This is a genomic window from Pseudomonas sp. NFACC14 (genome assembly GCF_900106885.1).
Taxonomy (GTDB): domain Bacteria; phylum Pseudomonadota; class Gammaproteobacteria; order Pseudomonadales; family Pseudomonadaceae; genus Aquipseudomonas; species Aquipseudomonas fluorescens_AA.
In genome coordinates, this window is sequence record NZ_FNOA01000001.1 from 611,617 (window position 1) to 630,691 (window position 19,075).

General features: G+C 62.7%; 12 protein-coding genes. 6 read left to right on the forward strand and 6 right to left on the reverse strand.

What is annotated here, in order from left to right; translation table 11 throughout:
* Positions 1 to 16: 16 nt before the first annotated feature.
* From zipA to BLU85_RS02940, 3 genes are all read right to left on the reverse strand, one after another.
* Complete coding sequence (gene zipA / locus BLU85_RS02930) at positions 17 to 862, reverse strand: cell division protein ZipA (RefSeq protein WP_092197434.1); 846 nt, start codon at positions 860 to 862, stop codon at positions 17 to 19.
* Positions 863 to 1,120: 258 nt separating this feature from the next.
* Positions 1,121 to 4,609 (reverse strand): chromosome segregation protein SMC, encoded by a 3,489-nt coding sequence (gene smc / locus BLU85_RS02935; RefSeq protein ID WP_092197436.1) that lies wholly within the window; start codon positions 4,607 to 4,609, stop codon positions 1,121 to 1,123.
* Position 4,610: 1 nt separating this feature from the next.
* Positions 4,611 to 5,270 carry a GntR family transcriptional regulator gene (locus tag BLU85_RS02940; protein ID WP_092197438.1) on the reverse strand — a complete coding sequence of 220 codons (660 nt, stop codon included), beginning with the start codon at positions 5,268 to 5,270 and terminating at the stop codon, positions 4,611 to 4,613.
* A gap of 370 nt (positions 5,271 to 5,640) precedes the next feature.
* Here BLU85_RS02940 and xdhA point away from each other — a divergent pair, with 370 nt between their 5' ends.
* The 4 genes from xdhA (at position 5,641) to guaD (ending at position 11,778) form a co-directional block, all read left to right on the forward strand.
* Positions 5,641 to 7,095 carry a xanthine dehydrogenase small subunit gene (gene xdhA / locus BLU85_RS02945; RefSeq protein WP_092197440.1) on the forward strand — a complete coding sequence of 485 codons (1,455 nt, stop codon included), beginning with the start codon at positions 5,641 to 5,643 and terminating at the stop codon, positions 7,093 to 7,095.
* Positions 7,088 to 9,487 carry a xanthine dehydrogenase molybdopterin binding subunit gene (gene xdhB, locus BLU85_RS02950; RefSeq protein ID WP_092197442.1) on the forward strand — a complete coding sequence of 800 codons (2,400 nt, stop codon included), beginning with the start codon at positions 7,088 to 7,090 and terminating at the stop codon, positions 9,485 to 9,487. The genes xdhA and xdhB overlap by 8 nt, the downstream gene beginning before the upstream one ends.
* Before the next feature lie 124 nt (positions 9,488 to 9,611).
* On the forward strand, positions 9,612 to 10,454 hold the full coding sequence (xdhC, locus tag BLU85_RS02955) for a xanthine dehydrogenase accessory protein XdhC (RefSeq protein ID WP_092197444.1): 843 nt from the start codon (positions 9,612 to 9,614) through the stop codon (positions 10,452 to 10,454).
* Positions 10,455 to 10,473: 19 nt separating this feature from the next.
* The gene (gene guaD / locus BLU85_RS02960) at positions 10,474 to 11,778 is read left to right on the forward strand and encodes a guanine deaminase (RefSeq protein ID WP_092197446.1); all 1,305 of its coding nucleotides are present in this window, start codon (positions 10,474 to 10,476) and stop codon (positions 11,776 to 11,778) included.
* A 121-nt stretch (positions 11,779 to 11,899) separates the two neighbouring features.
* Here guaD and BLU85_RS02965 read toward each other — a convergent pair whose 3' ends face one another.
* On the reverse strand, positions 11,900 to 12,664 hold the full coding sequence (locus tag BLU85_RS02965; RefSeq protein ID WP_003183531.1) for a GntR family transcriptional regulator: 765 nt from the start codon (positions 12,662 to 12,664) through the stop codon (positions 11,900 to 11,902).
* Positions 12,665 to 13,019: 355 nt separating this feature from the next.
* Here BLU85_RS02965 and BLU85_RS02970 point away from each other — a divergent pair, with 355 nt between their 5' ends.
* Positions 13,020 to 14,210, forward strand: coding sequence for a benzoate/H(+) symporter BenE family transporter (locus BLU85_RS02970; protein WP_092197448.1), 1,191 nt, complete (start codon positions 13,020 to 13,022; stop codon positions 14,208 to 14,210).
* Between the two features lie 169 nt (positions 14,211 to 14,379).
* Here the strand turns inward: BLU85_RS02970 and BLU85_RS02975 are convergent, their stop codons facing one another.
* Positions 14,380 to 14,724 (reverse strand): YggL family protein, encoded by a 345-nt coding sequence (locus BLU85_RS02975; protein WP_092197450.1) that lies wholly within the window; start codon positions 14,722 to 14,724, stop codon positions 14,380 to 14,382.
* Positions 14,725 to 14,955: 231 nt separating this feature from the next.
* Here BLU85_RS02975 and dacB point away from each other — a divergent pair, with 231 nt between their 5' ends.
* Positions 14,956 to 16,422, forward strand: coding sequence for a D-alanyl-D-alanine carboxypeptidase/D-alanyl-D-alanine endopeptidase (gene dacB, locus BLU85_RS02980; RefSeq protein ID WP_092197452.1), 1,467 nt, complete (start codon positions 14,956 to 14,958; stop codon positions 16,420 to 16,422).
* A 164-nt stretch (positions 16,423 to 16,586) separates the two neighbouring features.
* Here dacB and BLU85_RS02985 read toward each other — a convergent pair whose 3' ends face one another.
* Entirely contained in the window at positions 16,587 to 18,971 is a 2,385-nt protein-coding gene (locus tag BLU85_RS02985) for a sensor domain-containing diguanylate cyclase (protein ID WP_092197454.1), read from the reverse strand.
* Positions 18,972 to 19,075: the final 104 nt, after the last annotated feature.

The following is a 19,075-nucleotide window of genomic DNA, read 5'->3' on the forward strand; positions in this document are numbered from 1 at the left end:
GCCAGCGATCTTGGCCTCAGCGCTTCTGGGTCAGCGCCCGGCGCTCGAATTCGACGATGCGCTGGCGGTAATGCTCGATGGTCTGGGCGGTCAGCACACTGCGCTGGTCATCCTTGAGCTCGCCATTGAGTTCCTGGGACAGCTTGCGAGCCGCGGCCACCATCACGTCGAAGGCCTGCTTGGGATGACGCGGGCCCGGCAGGCCGAGAAAGAAGCTCACCGCTGGCGTGCTGAAATGATCGATGTCATCGAGGTCGAACACACCGGGCTTGACCGCATTGGCCATGGAGAACAACACCTCGCCATTACCGGCCATGCTTTCGTGGCGGTGGAAAATGTCCATCTCGCCGAAACGCAGGCCGCTTTCGAGGATGTTCTGCAGCAACGCCGGCCCCTTGAAGCCGGCCGGGTCGCGGCAGATCACGCTGATCACCAGCACTTCTTCAGCCTGGGCCTGGTCCTTGTCGACGCTCGGGGTCTTGGTCTCGTCCGGGAAGTCGCCGTCGCGACTGCTGAAGCTCGGCCCACCATCCAGGTCGAGGTTCAGGTTCAAATCCCCCTGGGACGGCTCGCTGTTGCGCTTGCCGCGCTTGGAACCCGACTCCCGTGGCTCGCGGACAGGGGCGCTCATCGACGGCAAGTCGTGCTCGTCCAGTTGCGGCTCCTTGTGGGTGTCCAGCACCCGCGGCGGGCCCAGCAGTTCGGCGCTGTCATCCTCATCGGGCAGGTTCGACAGGCTGCGATCCAGGCGAAACTTCAGTTTCCCCTTGCCGCCGCGCATACGACGCCAGCCGTCGAAAAGAATACCGGCAATGACAATGATGCCGATGACGATCAGCCACTCGCGCAGACCGATTTCCATGTAATCCCGTGCCTCTATAAAAATGCTGAAAAATAAGGGGCTTAGCTATTTGCAAACCGCTTTAAAACGTGGCGCCAACTCTATGTTCTGAATGGCGTTTTGCCCACGCATACGAAAAATTGACATTAAACTAGCACGACCAAAGATAACTTTACACCGTCTGTCGCATAGGCTTGTGCCCAATCTGTGAATTGAACATCAACCCCCCGAGTAAAAAATACCTACAGCGTTCGAAGTAGAAGCCCTACAACCGGTTGTTCAGGCATCCACCATGGCCATGGCCTCCTCCACATCCACTGCCACCAGTCGCGAACAGCCGGGCTCGTGCATGGTCACCCCCATCAACTGATCAGCCATTTCCATGGCGATCTTGTTGTGGGTGATGTAGATGAACTGCACCGTTTCAGACATTTCCTTCACCAGCCGTGCGTAACGGCCTACGTTGGCGTCGTCCAGTGGCGCGTCGACCTCGTCGAGCATGCAGAACGGCGCCGGGTTCAACTTGAAGATGGCAAAGACCAGGGCCAACGCGGTCAGTGCCTTTTCGCCACCGGAGAGCAAATGGATGGTGCTGTTCTTCTTGCCGGGAGGACGCGCCATGATTGTCACCCCTGTATCGAGTAAATCTTCGCCCGTCAGTTCCAAATAGGCGCTGCCGCCACCGAAAACTTTTGGAAAAAGGGCCTGCAAACCACCGTTGATCTGATCAAAGGTATCCTTGAAGCGGTTGCGGGTTTCCTTGTCGATCTTGCGGATGACGTTTTCCAGGGTCTCCAGGGCTTCCACCAGGTCATCGTTCTGGGCGTCCAGGTAGCGCTTGCGCTCGGACTGCTGCTGGTACTCGTCGATGGCCGCCAGGTTGATTGCCCCCAGGCGCTGGATACGCTGGGCAATGCGCTCCAGCTCTTCCTCGGCGTCTTTCTCGTTCGCCCCGGCCACCAGGGTGGCGAGCACGCCGTCGAGGTCGTAGCCGTCTTCCAGCAATTGGTCCTGCAAGGCTTTGCGCCGCACCGTCAGGGCTTGCCATTCCATGCGCTGCTGTTCCATCTGGCCGCGGATCAGTTGGGATTGCTGCTCGGCCTGGCTGCGGCGCTTCTCGGCGTCACGCAGTTCGCGGTCGGCGTCCTCCAGGGCGATCTGTGCCGTCTTGAGCTCTTCGTCGACACTCATGCGCTTGTCGAGCAACTCTTCGAGCTTGAGGCGCAGCTCTTCCAAAGGTGCCTCGCCCTCCTCCAGATTGAGGCTCAACTGCTCGCGTTTCTCGGTCAGGCGTTCGGACTGCATTTCCAGCCGTTCCAAGGCCTGGCGCGTGGAATCGTATTGAGCCTTGAGCGAGCCCAGGCGCACCGCCAACTGATGGGCGTGGTCCTTGTGCTGGCGTGCTTCCTGGCGCACCCGATCCAGGCGCTCACGCAAACTGTCGCGCTGGGCCAGCAGCAGTTCACGCTGCTCGGTGTCCAGTGCCATGGCATCGAGGGCTTCTTGCAGTTGCAAGCGCGCCTCGCCGATCTGTTCGTGCTCCAGCGCCCGCTGCTCGCCCAGTTCGGCGATTTCTTCTTCCAGGCGGGTGCGACGCAGCGCCAGTTGCTCGACCTTGGCCTTGCCGGCCGACAACTGCGCCTTGAGCTCGCCTTGCTGGCGCGCCTCATCCTGCAACAGCCGCCGCAGGTGTTCGCGGCCGTTTTCCTGTTGACGCTGTTGCGCCCGCAGGTTTTGCAATTCGGTTTCCAGGGCTTCGACGCTGGCTTCGCGCTCTTCGCGTTCGGCGCCCAGGCGCTGGATTTCCTGGCCACGGGCGAGCATGCCACTCTCGGCTTCGCTGGCCCGGCGCACTCGCAGGAAATGCCGGCCGACCCAATACCCGTCACGACTGATCAGGCTTTCGCCGGCCACCAATTGCCCGCGCAGGGCCAAGGCCTGCTCAAGGCTGTCCACCGGCTTGACCTGTCCCAGCCAGGGCGACAGGTCCACCTGGGCCTCGACCTTGTCCAGCAAGCTGCCGGGCATTCGCACTCCGTCGCCAGCCGGGCTGAGCAGGCGCAGGTCGCCCTGGGTGAAGCCCGACAGGTCGAAGCCGCCGAAGTCATCCACCAGTACCGCTTGCAGGTCGGCCCCCAGCACGGTTTCCACCGCCAGCTCCCAACCGGCATCGACCTTCAGCCCCTCGGCCAACCGCGGACGCTCGGCCAGGTGCTGGTCGCGCAGCCATTCGGCGGTGCCGGTGCCCGGGTCCAGCGCCGCTTGCTGCAAAGCCTCCAGCGAAGCCAGGCGCCCATTGAGCCGCTGCAACTCACCCTGGCCCTGCTGCTGGTTCTGCAAGGCCAATTGCAAGGCCTGGCGCAGTTGCTCAAGGCGTTCGACCTGGGCGTCTTCGCTGGCCTGCAGGTCTTCGAGGGTGGCTTCGCTGGTCGCCAGTTGTTCGCTCAGTTCCAGGATCGCTGCGTCTTCCGGGTCCGCCGCGAGCAAGGCGCGCTCTTCGGACAGGCGGCGCTGACGTTCGGCCAGGCGCTCCATGCTGGTTTCCAACTGCTGGATGCGCGACTGCTGGACTTCAGCCTGGCGCCGCGGCTCGGCCGAGGCCAGGTTGAAACTGTCCCACTGCTCTTGCCAGCCATGCATGGTCAGTTCGGCTTCTTCCAGGGCCGCGGCGGCCTCTTCGGCGGCGGCACTGGTGATTTCCTGCTCCGGCGTGAGCCTGTCCAGCTCTTCGCCGAGGGTCAGCAGCAAGGTACGGTCGTGGCCCAGGTGCGATTCGGTTTCCAGGCGCGCCCGCTCGGCTTCCTTCAAATCATCCTGCAACTGCCGCAGCCGTTGCTGCCCATGCTGGATGCTCTGCTCGACCCGGGCGATGTCGCCCCCCACGGAATAGAAGCGTCCCTGCACCAGATTGAAGCGCTCGGACAGGTCATGATGGCCATCGCGCAGGCGCTCGATGGCGGCGTCCGCATTACGCTGCTCGGCCACCAGGGCTTCGAAGCTGACTTCCTGGTTGCCGATGATCGCTTCACGCTGGCCGACCTGCTCGTTCAACGCCTGCCAGCGCAGGGCCGAAAGCTGGGCCTTGAGCTGGCGCTCCTCGCCCTTGTATTCCTGGTACTTCTTCGCGGCCTCGGCCTGGCGGTGCAGACGTTCGAGCTGACGTTCGAGCTCTTCGCGCAGGTCGGTCAGGCGCGCCAGGTTTTCGTGGGTGCGGCGAATGCGGTTTTCGGTTTCGCGGCGCCGCTCCTTGTATTTGGAGATTCCCGCAGCCTCTTCGATGAAGTTGCGCAAGTCCTCGGGCTTGGCTTCGATCAGCTTGGAGATCATGCCCTGTTCGATGATTGAGTAGCTGCGCGGGCCCAGGCCGGTACCGAGGAAAATATCGGTGATGTCGCGACGCCGGCACTTGGCGCCGTTGAGGAAATAACTGTTCTGGCTGTCGCGGGTCACTTTGCGACGAATGGAAATCTCCGCATAAGCCGCATACTCGCCGATCAGGGTGCCGTCGGAGTTGTCGAACACCAATTCGATGCTCGCCTGGCTGACCGGTTTGCGACTGGTGGAGCCGTTGAAGATGACGTCGGTCATCGACTCGCCGCGCAGGTTCTTGGCTGAGCTCTCGCCCATCACCCAGCGCACGGCGTCGATGATGTTCGACTTGCCGCAACCGTTGGGGCCGACCACCGCCGCCATGTTACTGGGGAAGTTCACCGTGGTCGGGTCGACGAAGGACTTGAACCCCGCCAACTTGATGCACTTGAGCCGCACGTCAGGCCGCCGTCAGGGCAGAAACCACCAGATCGCAACTGCGCTGGGCGTAGGCCGTGAGCACGATGCGGATCTGCGGCAGATCACGGGCCAGCACGGCGGCGAGCAGGCGCTGGAACAGGTCGAGGAATTCGCTCATTTCCGCCTTGCGCTGCTCCAGGGCCAGGAAATAGGCACGGCTCATGGCCGGTTGCAGGTTCTCGACGGTTTCCTGCAAGTACGGGTTGTTGGCAAAGGGATAGGCCGCGCGCATCACACTGAAGCTTTCATCGACGAAGGTGCGGATGTCCTGGCGCGCGTAGGCGTCCTGGAGGCGCTGCTGGATCGCCACGAACGGCGCCATGTCGGCCTGTTCTTTCCAGCCATGGGCCACGGCGTTGCCCAGCAGGACGTACAACTCGCTCATCAGCGCGCAGAGGCTGCGCACCTTGTGCTCGGTGAGTTCGGTGACGTGGGCGCCGCGGCGCGGCAGGATCGCGATCAAATGGCGTCGTTCCAGGATCAGCAAGGCCTCGCGGACCGAGCCGCGGCTGACATTGAGCGCCAGCGTGACCTTCTGTTCCTGGATGCGCTCTCCCGGCTTCATTTCGCCGCGAATGATGCGTTCGGCGAGATGGTGGGCGATTTGCTCGGCGAGGCTGTCCGGGGCCTTGAACGTCATGGTTGTCCTTCAAACTCTTCGATCTGCACAGGCGGCGCAGTGTAGCGCACTCGATACGTCATGGCGCAGGGCCTGCAGGGGGTTTTTGGCACGATATAAGCAAAAAAGTTTGAGCTTTTCATCCTGAACCAAACCTGTGGGAGCGAGCTTGCTCGCGATGGCGGTGCACCAGCCGATGAACGCATCGACAGACCCGGCGCTATCGCGAGCAAGCTCGCTCCCACAATGGGTCCATACTGACCAAACACGGCAGTTGATCGACCAAACGAATTTTCCTGACCTTTAAGTCAGAAAATCATTGACCGAAAAGTCAGACCTGATAAATTCAGGCCCATGTCGATACAACAATAATGAGTCTGCGAGGCCTTCCGTGATCCAGTTTTTACTCAACCAGGAACTCCGTAGCGAGCACGCCCTGGACCCGAACCTGACCGTGCTCAACTATCTGCGCGAACATGTTGGCAAACCGGGCACCAAAGAAGGCTGCGCCAGCGGCGACTGTGGTGCGTGCACTGTGGTGGTGGGCGAATTGGAAACGGACGCGAATGGCCGCGAACGCATTCGCTACCGCAGCCTCAATTCGTGCCTGACCTTCGTCTCGTCCCTGCACGGCAAGCAGTTGATCAGCGCCGAAGACCTCAAGCACCAGGGCCAGCTGCACAGCGTCCAGCAGGCGATGGTCGATTGCCACGGTTCGCAGTGCGGTTTCTGCACACCGGGCTTCGTCATGTCGCTGTTCGCCCTGCAAAAAAACAGCGAGCAGCCCGACGCCCACAAGGCCCACGAAGCCCTGGCCGGCAACCTCTGCCGTTGCACCGGCTACCGGCCGATCCTGGCCGCCGCCGAGCAAGCCTGTTGCGGCAAGCAACCGGACCAGTTCGACGCCCGCGAGGCCGAGACCATCGCCCGCCTCAAAGCCATCGCACCGACCGAGACCGGCGAGCTCAACAGCGGTGACAAACGCTGCCTGGTGCCGCTGACCGTGGCCGACCTGGCCGATCTCTACGACGCCTATCCCCAGGCGCGCCTGCTGGCCGGCGGCACGGACCTGGCCCTGGAAGTCACACAATTTCACCGCACCCTGCCGGTGATGATCTACGTGGGCAACGTCGCCGAACTCAAGCGCATCGAGCGTTTCGACGATCGCCTGGAGATCGGCGCCGCCACTGCCCTCTCCGATTGCTACGAAGCCCTGAAAGCCGAATACCCGGACTTTGGCGAGCTGCTGCAACGCTTCGCCTCGCTGCAGATCCGCAACCAGGGCACCCTCGGCGGCAACATCGGCAACGCCTCGCCGATTGGCGACTCGCCGCCCCTGCTGATCGCCCTCGGCGCGCAAATCGTGCTGTGCAAGGGCCAGACCCGGCGCACCCTGGCCCTGGAAGACTATTTCATCGACTACCGGGTCACTGCGCGCCAGGAAAGCGAATTCATCGAAAAGATCATCGTGCCCCGGGCCAGTGCCGAACAGGCGTTCCGCGCCTACAAGGTGTCCAAACGCCTGGACGATGATATTTCCGCGGTGTGCGCGGCGTTCAACCTGCGCATCGACAGCGGCGTGGTCCGCGACGCCCGCGTCGCCTTCGGCGGCATGGCCGCCACACCCAAGCGCGCCAAGTATTGTGAAGCGGCATTGATCGGCGCGCCGTGGACCGACAGCACCGTCGAACGCGCCTGCGCGGCCCTGGCCGAGGACTTCACGCCGCTGTCGGACTTCCGCGCCAGCAAGGAATACCGCTTGCTCAGCGCCCGCAACCTGTTGCGCAAATACTTCATCGAACTGCAAACGCCGCACATCGAGACTCGGGTGACCGCTTATGTCTAACCATCACGCCGTAGAAAAGACCCAGGCCGAACTGGCCGAGCTGTTCGCCCGTGACCTGACCACTGGCGTGGGCCGCAGCGTCAAGCATGACAGCGCCGCCAAGCATGTGTCCGGCGAAGCGCAGTACATCGATGACCGCCTGGAATTCCCGAACCAGTTGCACGTGTACGCCCGGCTGTCGGACCGCGCCCACGCCCGGATCATCCGCATCGATACCGCGCCCTGCTACGCCTTCGAAGGCGTGCGCATCGCCATTACCCATGCCGACATTCCGGGGCTGAAGGACATCGGCCCGCTGCTGCCCGGCGACCCGCTGCTGGCCATCGATGACGTGCAGTTCGTCGGCCAACCGGTGCTGGCCGTCGCCGCCAGGGACCTGGAAACCGCCCGCAAGGCGGCGATGGCCGCCATCGTCGAATACGAAGACCTGGAACCGGTCCTGGATGTGGTCGAAGCCCTGCGCAAGCGGCATTTCGTGCTCGACAGCCACACCCACCGACGTGGCGATTCGGCCACGGCACTGGCGAGCGCCGAACATCGCCTCCAGGGCTCGCTGCACATCGGCGGCCAGGAGCATTTTTACCTGGAAACCCAGATCTCCTCGGTGATGCCCACCGAGGACGGCGGCATGATCGTCTACTGCTCGACCCAGAACCCCACCGAAGTGCAGAAACTGGTGGCCGAAGTGCTGGGCGTGTCGATGAATAAGGTCGTGGTGGACATGCGCCGCATGGGCGGCGGCTTTGGCGGCAAGGAAACCCAGGCCGCCAGCCCCGCCTGCCTGTGCGCGGTCATCGCCCACCTCACCGGGCAACCGACCAAGATGCGCCTGCCCCGGGTCGAAGACATGCTGATGACCGGCAAGCGCCACCCCTTCTACATCGAATACGACGTGGGCTTCGACAGCCGCGGGCGCTTGCACGGCATCGCCCTGGAACTGGCCGGCAACTGCGGTTGCTCGCCGGACCTGTCGGCATCGATTGTCGACCGGGCGATGTTCCATGCCGACAACGCCTACTACCTGGGCGATGCCACCATCAACGGCCACCGCTGCAAGACCAATACCGCGTCGAACACCGCCTACCGGGGTTTCGGCGGGCCCCAAGGCATGGTCGCCATCGAAGAGGTGATGGATGCCATCGCCCGGCACCTGGGTCTGGATCCGCTGGCGGTGCGCAAGGCCAACTACTATGGCAAGACCGAACGCAACGTCACCCACTACTACCAGACCGTCGAGCACAACATGCTCGAGGAAATGACCGCCGAGCTTGAAGAAAGCAGCCAGTATGCCGAGCGCCGTGAAGCGATCCGCCGCTACAACGCCAACAGCCCGATCCTGAAAAAAGGCCTGGCGCTGACCCCGGTGAAATTCGGCATTTCGTTCACCGCCAGCTTCCTCAACCAGGCCGGCGCCTTGATCCACGTCTATACCGACGGCAGCATCCACCTCAACCATGGCGGCACCGAAATGGGCCAGGGCCTGAACACCAAGGTCGCCCAGGTGGTGGCCGAGGTGTTCCAGGTGGAAATGGATCGCGTGCAAATCACCGCGACCAACACCGACAAAGTGCCGAACACCTCGCCCACCGCGGCCTCCAGCGGCGCCGACCTGAACGGCAAGGCAGCACAGAATGCCGCCGAAACCATCAAGCGACGCCTGGTGGAGTTCGCCGCGCGGCAGTACAAGGTCAGCGAAGAAGACGTGGCATTCCACAACGGCCATGTTCGGGTGCGCGATCACATCCTGAGCTTCGAGGCACTGGTGCAGCAGGCGTATTTCGCCCAGGTCTCGCTGTCGAGTACCGGCTTCTACAAGACCCCGAAAATCTACTACGACCGCAGCCAGGCCCGTGGCCGCCCCTTCTATTACTACGCCTATGGCGCAGCCTGTGCCGAGGTGATCGTCGACACCCTCACCGGCGAGTACAAGATGCTGCGCACCGACATCCTCCACGACGTCGGCGCCTCGCTGAACCCGGCCATCGACATCGGCCAGGTCGAGGGTGGTTTCATCCAGGGCATGGGCTGGCTGACCATGGAAGAGCTGGTGTGGAACGACAAGGGCAAGCTGATGACCAATGGCCCGGCCAGCTACAAGATCCCCGCCGTGGCCGACATGCCACTGGACCTGCGGGTCAAGCTGGTGGAAAACCGCAAGAACCCTGAAGACACGGTGTTTCACTCCAAGGCCGTGGGCGAACCGCCGTTCATGCTCGGTATCGCCGCGTGGTGCGCCATCAAGGACGCCGTGGCGAGCCTGGGGGATTACCGGCATCAACCGAACATCGACGCCCCGGCCACGCCGGAGCGGGTGTTGTGGGGGTGTGAGCAGATGCGAGGGTTGAAGGCGGTCAAGGCTGAGGAAGCTGAAGTCGAAGTGGCTTCGCTCTAGACCGTGGCGCGGCCGATCGCGAGCAAGCTCGCTCCCACGGGGTATTTGTGAACACCAACCCCATGTGGGAGCGAGCTTGCTCGCGATGAGGCCGGAACAGACAAAACAGATGTCGAGGTGGAATATGTACAACTGGATCAGCGCCCTCGCCGACCTGCAAACCCGCGGCGAACCCTGTGTGCTGGTGACGATCATCGAAGAACTCGGCTCCACCCCGCGCAACGCCGGTTCGAAGATGGTCATCAGCGCCAGCCAGACGTTCGACACCATCGGTGGCGGCCACCTGGAATACAAGGCCATGGAAATCGCCCGGAACATGCTCGCCAGCGGCCAGCGGAATAGCCATCTGGAGCGCTTCAGCCTCGGTGCGAGCCTGGGCCAGTGCTGCGGCGGCGTCACCGTGTTGCTGTTCGAACCCATGGGCCAGGTCCAGGCGCAGATCGCCGTGTTCGGTGCCGGCCATGTCGGCCGCGCCCTGGTGCCACTGCTGGCGAGCCTGCCCTGCAAGGTGCGCTGGATCGATTCGCGGGCAGCGGAATTCCCCGAACACTTGCCCCACGGCGTGCACAAGATCGTCACCGAAGAGCCACTGGATGAAGTCGACGAATTGCCCGCCGGCAGCTACTGCATCGTCATGACCCACAACCATCAGCTCGACCTGGAACTGAGCGCCGCGATCCTCAAGCGCAACGACTTTGCCTACTTCGGCCTGATCGGCTCGAAGACCAAACGGGTCAAGTTCGAACATCGCCTGCGCGATCGTGGTTTCGACAGCGCCACCTTGCAACGCATGCGTTGCCCGATGGGCATCGGCGAAGTCAAAGGCAAGTTGCCTGTGGAAATCGCCATCTCCATCGCTGGCGAAATCATCGCCACCTATAACGCCGATTTCGGCCAGCACACCGTGCGCGCCGAACCGATTGCCAAGCTGCTGCCGGCCTCGCGCCGCAGCCAGGCGAACCGTTGAACACTCGTTGAGAATCCCCATGCCCCTGACACGCAAAGCCTACCGCGCCGCCCTGCTCCACAGCCTCGCCGACCCGGCCGAAGTGGGTATCGAAGCGTCCTACGAATACTTCGAAGACGGTTTGCTGGTGGTGGAGAACGGCCAGATCAGTGCCGTCGGCCACGCCCATGACCTGCTGCCGACCCTGGCGGCGGATATCGAAATCGCCCATTACCCGGACGCGCTGATCACGCCAGGGTTGATCGACACCCACATCCACCTGCCGCAAACCGGCATGGTCGGCGCCTATGGCGAGCAACTGTTGGACTGGCTCAACACCTACACCTTCCCTTGCGAAAGCCAGTTCGCCGACAAGGCCCACGCCGATGCGGTGGCGGACATTTTCGTCAAGGAATTGCTACGCAACGGCACCACCACCGCGCTGGTGTTCGGCAGCGTACATCCGCAGTCGGTGAATGCGTTTTTCGAAGTGGCCCAGAAGCTCGACCTGCGGATGATCGCCGGCAAGGTGATGATGGACCGCAACGCCCCGGACTACCTGACCGACACCGCCGAATCCAGTTACACCCAGAGCAAGGCGCTGATCGAGCGCTGGCACGGCAAGGGCCGGCTGCACTACGCCGTGACCCCACGCTTCGCGCCCACCAGCACCCCGGAACAACTGGCCCTGGCCGGTCAGTTGCTGGGGGAATACCCCGACTTGTACATGCAGACTCACATCAGCGAGAACCTGCAGGAAGTGCAGTGGGTCAAGGAACTGTTCCCGGAGCGCAAGGGTTACCTGGACGTCTACGATCATTACCAATTGCTCGGCGAGCGCTCGGTGTTCGCCCACGGCGTGCACCTGTGCGACGACGAATGCGCGCGCCTGGCCGAGACCGGTTCGGCCATCGCCTTCTGCCCGACCTCGAACTTTTTCCTCGGCAGCGGCCTGTTCAACCTGCCGATGGCCGAGAAGCACAAGGTGAACGTAGGGTTGGGCACGGACGTCGGTGGCGGCACCAGTTTTTCGCTGTTGCACACCCTGAACGAAGCCTACAAGGTGATGCAGTTACAAGGGGCGCGGCTGAGCCCGTTCAAGTCGCTGTACTTGGCCACCCTCGGCGGCGCCCGGGCCCTGCGCCTGGAGGACAAGATCGGCACGTTGCAGCCGGGGACGGACGCGGACTTCCTGGTTTTGGACTACAACGCCACACCGCTGCTGAGCTATCGCCTCAAGCAGGCCAAGGACATTGCCGAGCGGTTGTTCGTGTTGATGACGCTGGGGGATGACCGGACGGTGGCGCAGACGTATGCGGCCGGTAAATTGGTGCATCAGCGCTAAAGTTTCAGCGCCTGTTGGATCGCTATCGCGAGCAAGCTCGCTCCCACAGGGTTATGTGAACGACACAAATCCACTGTGGGAGCGAGCTTGCTCGCGATTGACGGTATGACTGATTCAACCCTCAGAGCTTGGCCGTCGACCGCCCCGGTTTCTTGCTCTGCAACAAATGCGAGAACACCGCGTGCAAGTCATCCGACGCGCTTTCTTCGTCGAGGTTGAGTTTGCTGTCGATGTGGTCCATGTGATGCATCATCAGGTCCACCGCCAACGTCGCATCGCGCGCCTCGATGGCGTCGATCAACTGGGTGTGTTCGTCGTAGGAACAGTGGGAGCGGTTGCCGCTTTCGTACTGGGCGATGATCAGCGACGTCTGGGACACGAGGCTGCGCTGGAAACTGATCAGCGGGGCGTTCTTCGCCGCTTCGGCCAGCTTGAGGTGGAACTCGCCCGACAAACGGATGCCGGCACCGCGGTCGCCACGGGAAAAACTGTCGCGCTCATCGCTGACCATCTGCCGCAGCTCAGCCAGCTGTTCGGCCGTGGCATGCTGCACCGCCAGTTCGGTGATCGCCCGCTCCACCAGGCGCCGCGCCATGAACACCTGGCGGGCCTCCTCGACACTGGGGCTCGCCACTACGGCACCGCGATTGGGCCGCAGCAACACCACGCCTTCGTGGGCCAGGCGTGACAATGCCCGGCGGATGATCGTGCGGCTGACCCCGAAAATTTCCCCCAGCGCCTCTTCGCTCAACTTGGTACCGGGCGCCAGGCGTTGTTCGAGGATGGCCTCGAAGATATGTGCATAGACAATATCGTCCTGGGTTCCGCTGCGGCCGGCTTTACCAGCTCGCGGTTGTTTCTTGAGGGGCTGCAACTGTTCGTTCATGGGCACTCGAGTCGGGAGAACTGCGGCGAATTGACCGTGACTGTAATACGGCACAGCGGGTCGCTGGCAAGTATCGCGTAAAAAACAGCTCGATTGTACACAACCTCTGATGGCAACACGACTGTACGACTGTTTGCGGGCATAGCTGTATTGCAATCGGCAGTTGGGTTGAGTTTAGGCTTAAACCCACCATTCTGTGACACCTGTGGGAGCAAGACTTGTGGGAGCAAGGCTTGCCCGCGATGAACGACAACGCGGTCCTTTGACAGACCAAATCGTCTGCATCGCGAGCAAGCTTTGCTCCCACAGGCCTTGCTCCCACACGCATAATCTATAACAAGGAACATCACCCACCATGACCGAAGTCACGACCACGCCACTTCGCCCACTGGCCGATACCTCGCCTTCGGCCATCGTCGCCGGGTTCATCGCGATGATGACCGGCTACACCAGTTCCCTGGTGCTGATGTTCCAGGCCGGACAGGCGGCCGGGCTGACCAGCGGGCAGATTTCCTCGTGGATCTGGGCGATTTCCATTGGCATGGCCGTGTGCTCCATCGGGTTGTCGCTGCGTTATCGCACGCCGATCACTATCGCCTGGTCGACACCCGGCGCGGCGCTGCTGATCACCAGCCTGGGCGGTGTGAGTTACGGCGAGGCCATCGGCGCCTATATGACCTGCGCGGTCCTGGTGACGATCTGTGGCCTGACCGGCAGTTTCGAGCGCCTGGTCAAGCGCATTCCGGCCTCACTGGCGGCGGCGTTGCTGGCGGGCATCCTGTTCAAGATCGGCAGCGAGATCTTCGTCGCCACCCAGCATCGCACCGGCCTGGTGCTGGGGATGTTTTTCACTTACCTGATCGTCAAGCGCCTGTCCCCTCGCTACGCGGTATTGGCAGCATTGTTGATCGGCACGGCGCTGTCCGGGCTGCTGGGGCTGCTGGACTTCAGCGGCTTCGCCCTGGAAGTCGCGACGCCGGTCTGGACCACGCCGCACTTCTCCCTGGCGGCCACCATCAGCATCGGCATTCCGTTGTTCGTGGTGGCGATGACCTCGCAGAACATGCCCGGCATCGCCGTACTGCGGGCCGACGGCTACAACGTACCGGCCTCGCCACTGATCACCAGCACCGGCATTGCCTCGCTGCTGCTGGCGCCGTTCGGCTCCCATGGCATCAACCTGGCCGCCATCAGCGCAGCCATCTGCACCGGGCCCCAGGCCCATGAAGATCGCAACAAGCGCTACACGGCAGCGATCTGGTGCGGGATTTTCTACGGGATTGCCGGGGTGTTCGGCGCGACGCTGGCCGCGTTGTTCGCGGCACTGCCCAAGGAACTGGTGCTGTCCATCGCGGCCTTGGCACTGTTCGGCTCGATCATCAATGGCTTGAGCATCGCCATGAGCGAAGTGAAGGAACGGGAAGCGGCGCTGATCACCTTCATGGTCACGGCGTCGGGGCTGACGCTGTTCTCCATCGGTTCGGCGTTCTGGGGGATTGTGGCGGGGGTGTTGACCCTGGTGATTCTGAACTGGCGCAGCGCTTGAAAGCATCGCGAGCAAGCTCGCTCCCACAGGGGATTTGGGGCGTTGATGCTCCCCTTGTGGGAGCGAGCCTGCTCGCGAAGGCGGCCTGAAGGTCACTCAATATCCAACTGACAGGCACAAAAAAACCGGCCCCCAGGCGGGCAGCCGGTTTCGGAACATCATCGAACCATCAAGCGACCGGATTGATCGGCTTTTCCGGGTACCAGACGTCCATCAGCGGGCTGACTTCCACGCTGGTCAGCTCAGGACGGGCCTTGAGCCAGGCTTCGACGGCAGCGCGCTGCGCTTCGGTGACCGAGCCACGCTTCTGCAGGCAAACCAGACCGAAGTCGTCGCCGCCGACGTAACCCAGGCCGTTGGCTTCCATGGCTTCTTTCAGGAAAGCGTCGAGGAAAGCGTCAATAGCCTCATCGGCCAGATCTTCTTTGAAATCCAGGTTCAGTTCGAAACCCAGCTCTTGAAATTCATCCACGCACAGTTTTTTGCGCAGACGCTGGGAACGGTTAGTCGCCATTGGAACAATCCTCATAAGTAATAACGGCCGGCACTTTACCAGTTTGATGCGTCGATTGCCCGACTGATCGGGCGTATCGGCCTACCGTCGGTAAAAAATAGCAGCCGAAGGGCTCAGGCACGGCCCAAGCCGTCGCGGCTTGGGGCATAATGCCGACACTTTCATGACCGTTGAGGACGTTCATTTTCATGTCCTCGTTTTTTCCCCCTCGCCCGTAGGGTTCTATTTCAAATGATCAAATCTTTGCGTCCACTGCTTCTGGCCAGCCTTCTTCTTCCCCTGGCCCTCCCTGTCACCGCCCACGCCGCCACGATCAACACTGCCCTGTCGCCCAATGTGCAAAAGGCCCTCAAGGCCAGCAAACTGCAGGATGACGCCCTGTCCCTGGTGATGGTGCCGCTCAATGGCCCCGGCACTCCGACGCTGTACAACGCCGACGTTTCGGTCAACCCCGCGTCCACCATGAAACTGGTGACCACCTACGCGGCCCTGGAAATGCTCGGCCCCAATCACCAGTGGAAAACCGAGTTCTACACCGACGGCACCCTCAGCGGCGGGATTCTCAACGGCAACCTGTACCTCAAGGGCGGCGGCGATCCCAAGCTGAACATGGAAAAACTCTGGCTGCTGATGCGCGACCTGCGGGCCAACGGCGTGCAGCAGATCACTGGCGACCTGGTCCTGGACCGCAGTTTCTTCATCCAGCCGCAACTGCCCGAGTTCAACGACGACGGCAACGACGAAAACAAGCCGTTCCTGGTCAAGCCCGACTCGCTGCTGGTCAACCTCAAAGCCCTGCGCTTCGTCGCCCGCAATGACGGCGGCCGGGTGCTGGTGTCGGTGGAACCGCCGATCGCCAGCATTCGCATCGAAAACCAGGTCAAGGCGGTCAATTCCAAGCAATGCGCCGGCGGCGTGCGCTACAACCCGGTGCCACAGGCGGACGGCAGCGTGACGGTGACCGTCGGGGGCCAGCTCGGTGACGGTTGCAGCTCCCAGACCTACCTGTCGCTGCTGGACCATGCCACCTACACCGCTGGCGCGGTGCGGGCGATCTGGAAGGAACTGGGCGGCAGCATCCAGGGCAAGGACCGCCTGGCCGCGACTCCGGGCAACGCCAAGTTGCTGGCCCGGGCGTTCTCCCCGGACCTGGCGGAGATCATCCGCGACATCAACAAATACAGTAACAACACCATGGCCCAGCAACTGTTCCTGAGCCTCGGCGCGCAGTTCCGTAACGAAGCCGATGGTGATGACGCCAAGGCGGCGCAACGGGTGGTGCGCCAGTGGCTGGCCAAGAAAGGCATCACTGCGCCGCACCTGGTGATGGAGAACGGCTCCGGCCTGTCCCGCGCCGAACGGGTCAGCGCCCGGGAAATGGCGGCGATGCTGCAAGCCGCCTGGCGCAGCCCGTATTCGGCGGAGTTCATCAGCTCGATGCCGATTGCCGGCACCGACGGCACCATGCGCAAACGCCTGAAGACCACTGCCATGGCGGGCGAGGCCCACGTCAAGACCGGCACCCTGAACACCGTCCGCGCCATCGCCGGCTATAGCCGCGACATCAATGGCAACACCTGGGCGGTGGTCGCGATCCTCAACGATCCGAAGCCATGGGGCGCTTCATCGGTGCTGGACCAAGTGCTGCTGGACCTGTACCGCCAGCCGAAACTGCCGCAGACGGCTTCGGTGCTCTGACCCGGCGCAAAACCCAATGTGGGAGCGAGCTTGCTCGCGATTCGGTCGGCCAGATAGGGATGTGACTGGCCTGGCGCTATCGCGAGCAAGCTCGCTCCCACAGGGGATTTGCGTCATACACAAATTCTGCGCCCACTTTGACCCCATGGGCCCAGCCAAAATAGCTAACCCAGCTGCGTCTCGACCCGATCCCGCCCGGCCTGCTTGGCCGCGTACACACCCGAGTCGGCCCTGAGCAGCAACGCATCGGCGCCCTCCCCGGCGCGCCAGGTGGCGATGCCGAAACTGGCGGTGACCAACCCCACCTCCTCGATGGGCGCAGCCCGCAAGCCTTCCCACAGTTCCAGGGCCAGGGAATAGGCGCTGTCGCTGTCAGTGTCCGGGCACAGCACCACGAATTCTTCCCCACCCAACCGGCAGAACACATCGGTGCGGCGCAACCGTTGGGCGATGCGCTGGCAGACCGCCTGCAATACCCGGTCGCCCACCGCATGGCCGTGTTGGTCATTGATGCGCTTGAAATGATCGATGTCGAGCATGATGACCGCCAACCCACCGGAACCGCGCTCGACCCGGGCCATCTCCGAGGTCAGGCGCTCCTGGAAATAGCGGCGATTGCGAATGCCGGTCAGGGCGTCGGTCACGGACAACGCCCGCAGTTCTTCTTCCACGCGCTTGAGGTCGGAAATATCCGAGATATAGCCGTGCCACAACACGCCCCCGCCAGGCAACTCCTCGGGCGTGGCCTCGCCACGCACCCAACGCAGGCCGCGCAAAGGCAATTGCACCCGGTACTCCTCACGCCACGGGCTCAAGGTGTGGGCCGAAGCACCGATCGAAGCGCGGACGCGCGTACTGTCCAAAGGGTGGATACGCGAGAAAATCGCCTCGGCGTTCTGCACCAATACATCGGGTTCCAACTCATAGATGTCGCGGATGCCGTCGCTGGCATAGATCACGCTGAAGCGACCATTGAAGTCCATTTTGAACTGGTAGATCCCCCCGGGCACATGAGCGCTGAGCTTTTTCAACAACAGGTCACGGGCCGCCAGTGCTTCGTGGACGCGCTTGCGTTCGGTGACGTCGATGCAGATTGCCAGGTGCCCGACCCACAGCCCCTGCTCATCGAGCATGGGGGTGGCGAGCATGTTCACGGTCAGGTGGCTGCCATCGCGGCGTACCAGGGTCCATTCCCGCGCCTGCTGCCCACCCTGCTCACCGCCCTCGAGCAGCATCGCATGGCAGGTGGGAATCGGTTTGCCAAAACGTGCGCCGAGCTGGGCGGCCCGGGCCTGGAGTTCTCGCGGCACATGCAGGCTCTCCAGGGTCATGCTTTGCAGCACCTCGCAACTCGGGTAGCCGAGCATCTGTTCGGCGCCGACGTTGAAGGTGGTGATGACTCCGCGCAGGTCAGTGGCGATGATCGCGACCTGGGTCGCGGCATCCAGCACGCCGCGCAATTGGCCATGAGTACCGCGCAGCTCCTGCTCCCGGGCGCGCAGTTCACGGGTACGTTGCTCGACCAGCTTCAAGGCCCGCTGCCGCTGGCTGACCAGCACATAGAGCAAGGCACTGAGCAGCAGGCTGAGCAAGCCGCCGAGTACCACCGTGCCGGTGACCGAAGAACGATTGGTCGACAGGAACACCCGGCTGGGCCGCAACTCCACCCGGTAGTCGCGATCGGCCAGGCGTAACAGGCGGATCGACGACAAACCACCGTCACCCGGCGCGTCGAGGGAATCGAACAGCACATCCCCCGGGTCGTCCGTGGACGGGTCCAGAACACGCATCGAAAGGTTGTCATGACCTGCGGTCGGCAAGCCATCGCCCACCAGCTGGCGCATGTCGATACCCGCCACCACGTAACCGAACGGTTCCTTGGCCGACGCTCGGGTGACCGGCGCCACCAGCAGCACGCCACGGGCGAAGTCCGGTCCGACCCCCATCAGGTCCAACGGCTGCGAGACCACCACGGTGCCAAGCAAACGCGCTCGCTCGAGCGCGGCCCGACGCAATGGATGGGAAAGCAGATCGAACCCCAGGGGGGACATCGAGAGCGGCAGGCTCTGGAGGTACAGCACCGGCACGTACTCGTCCCGCTCGGCGGCACGCCGCAGGCCGCCGCTCTCGTCGGCCTCGCGGATAGCAAAGGTGTCGTCTCCCTGGCCTCGCGTCTCTTGTTCGAAGGATTGTCGCAGGTCCCGAGAGACCCGGGGCGCCCAGGCGAAGGCCAGGGTGCGCCGCAACAGCGGTTCGACGTAGCCGTGAAACTCCGCGTTGGAAACCTCTACCGAATTGGCAAAGAACCGCCGCAAACCATCGAGACGTTGTTCCTCGTCCTGGAAGCGTTCTTCGATGCGGCTGAAGCGCTCCTCGGCTTGCAACTCGAAGCGCTGGCGCAGTTGCTGATTGAACAGGTTCGTCATCGCCCAGCTCAGCAAGCCGGTCAGGAAAATGCCGGCCAGCAGCACCAGCAAAGCCACCAGCCAGGCCGACACATCTTCGCTGATAAAGCCCAGGATCCTGGGGCGCACCTGATGCAATGCCATAAACACAACTCAGAATGGAGCCAGGCATAGGCACAGCCCTGGACACTGCCTAAGTTATAGCTATTAGCCATTACTTTGACCAGCCCCAAAATGCGGCTGGAAGC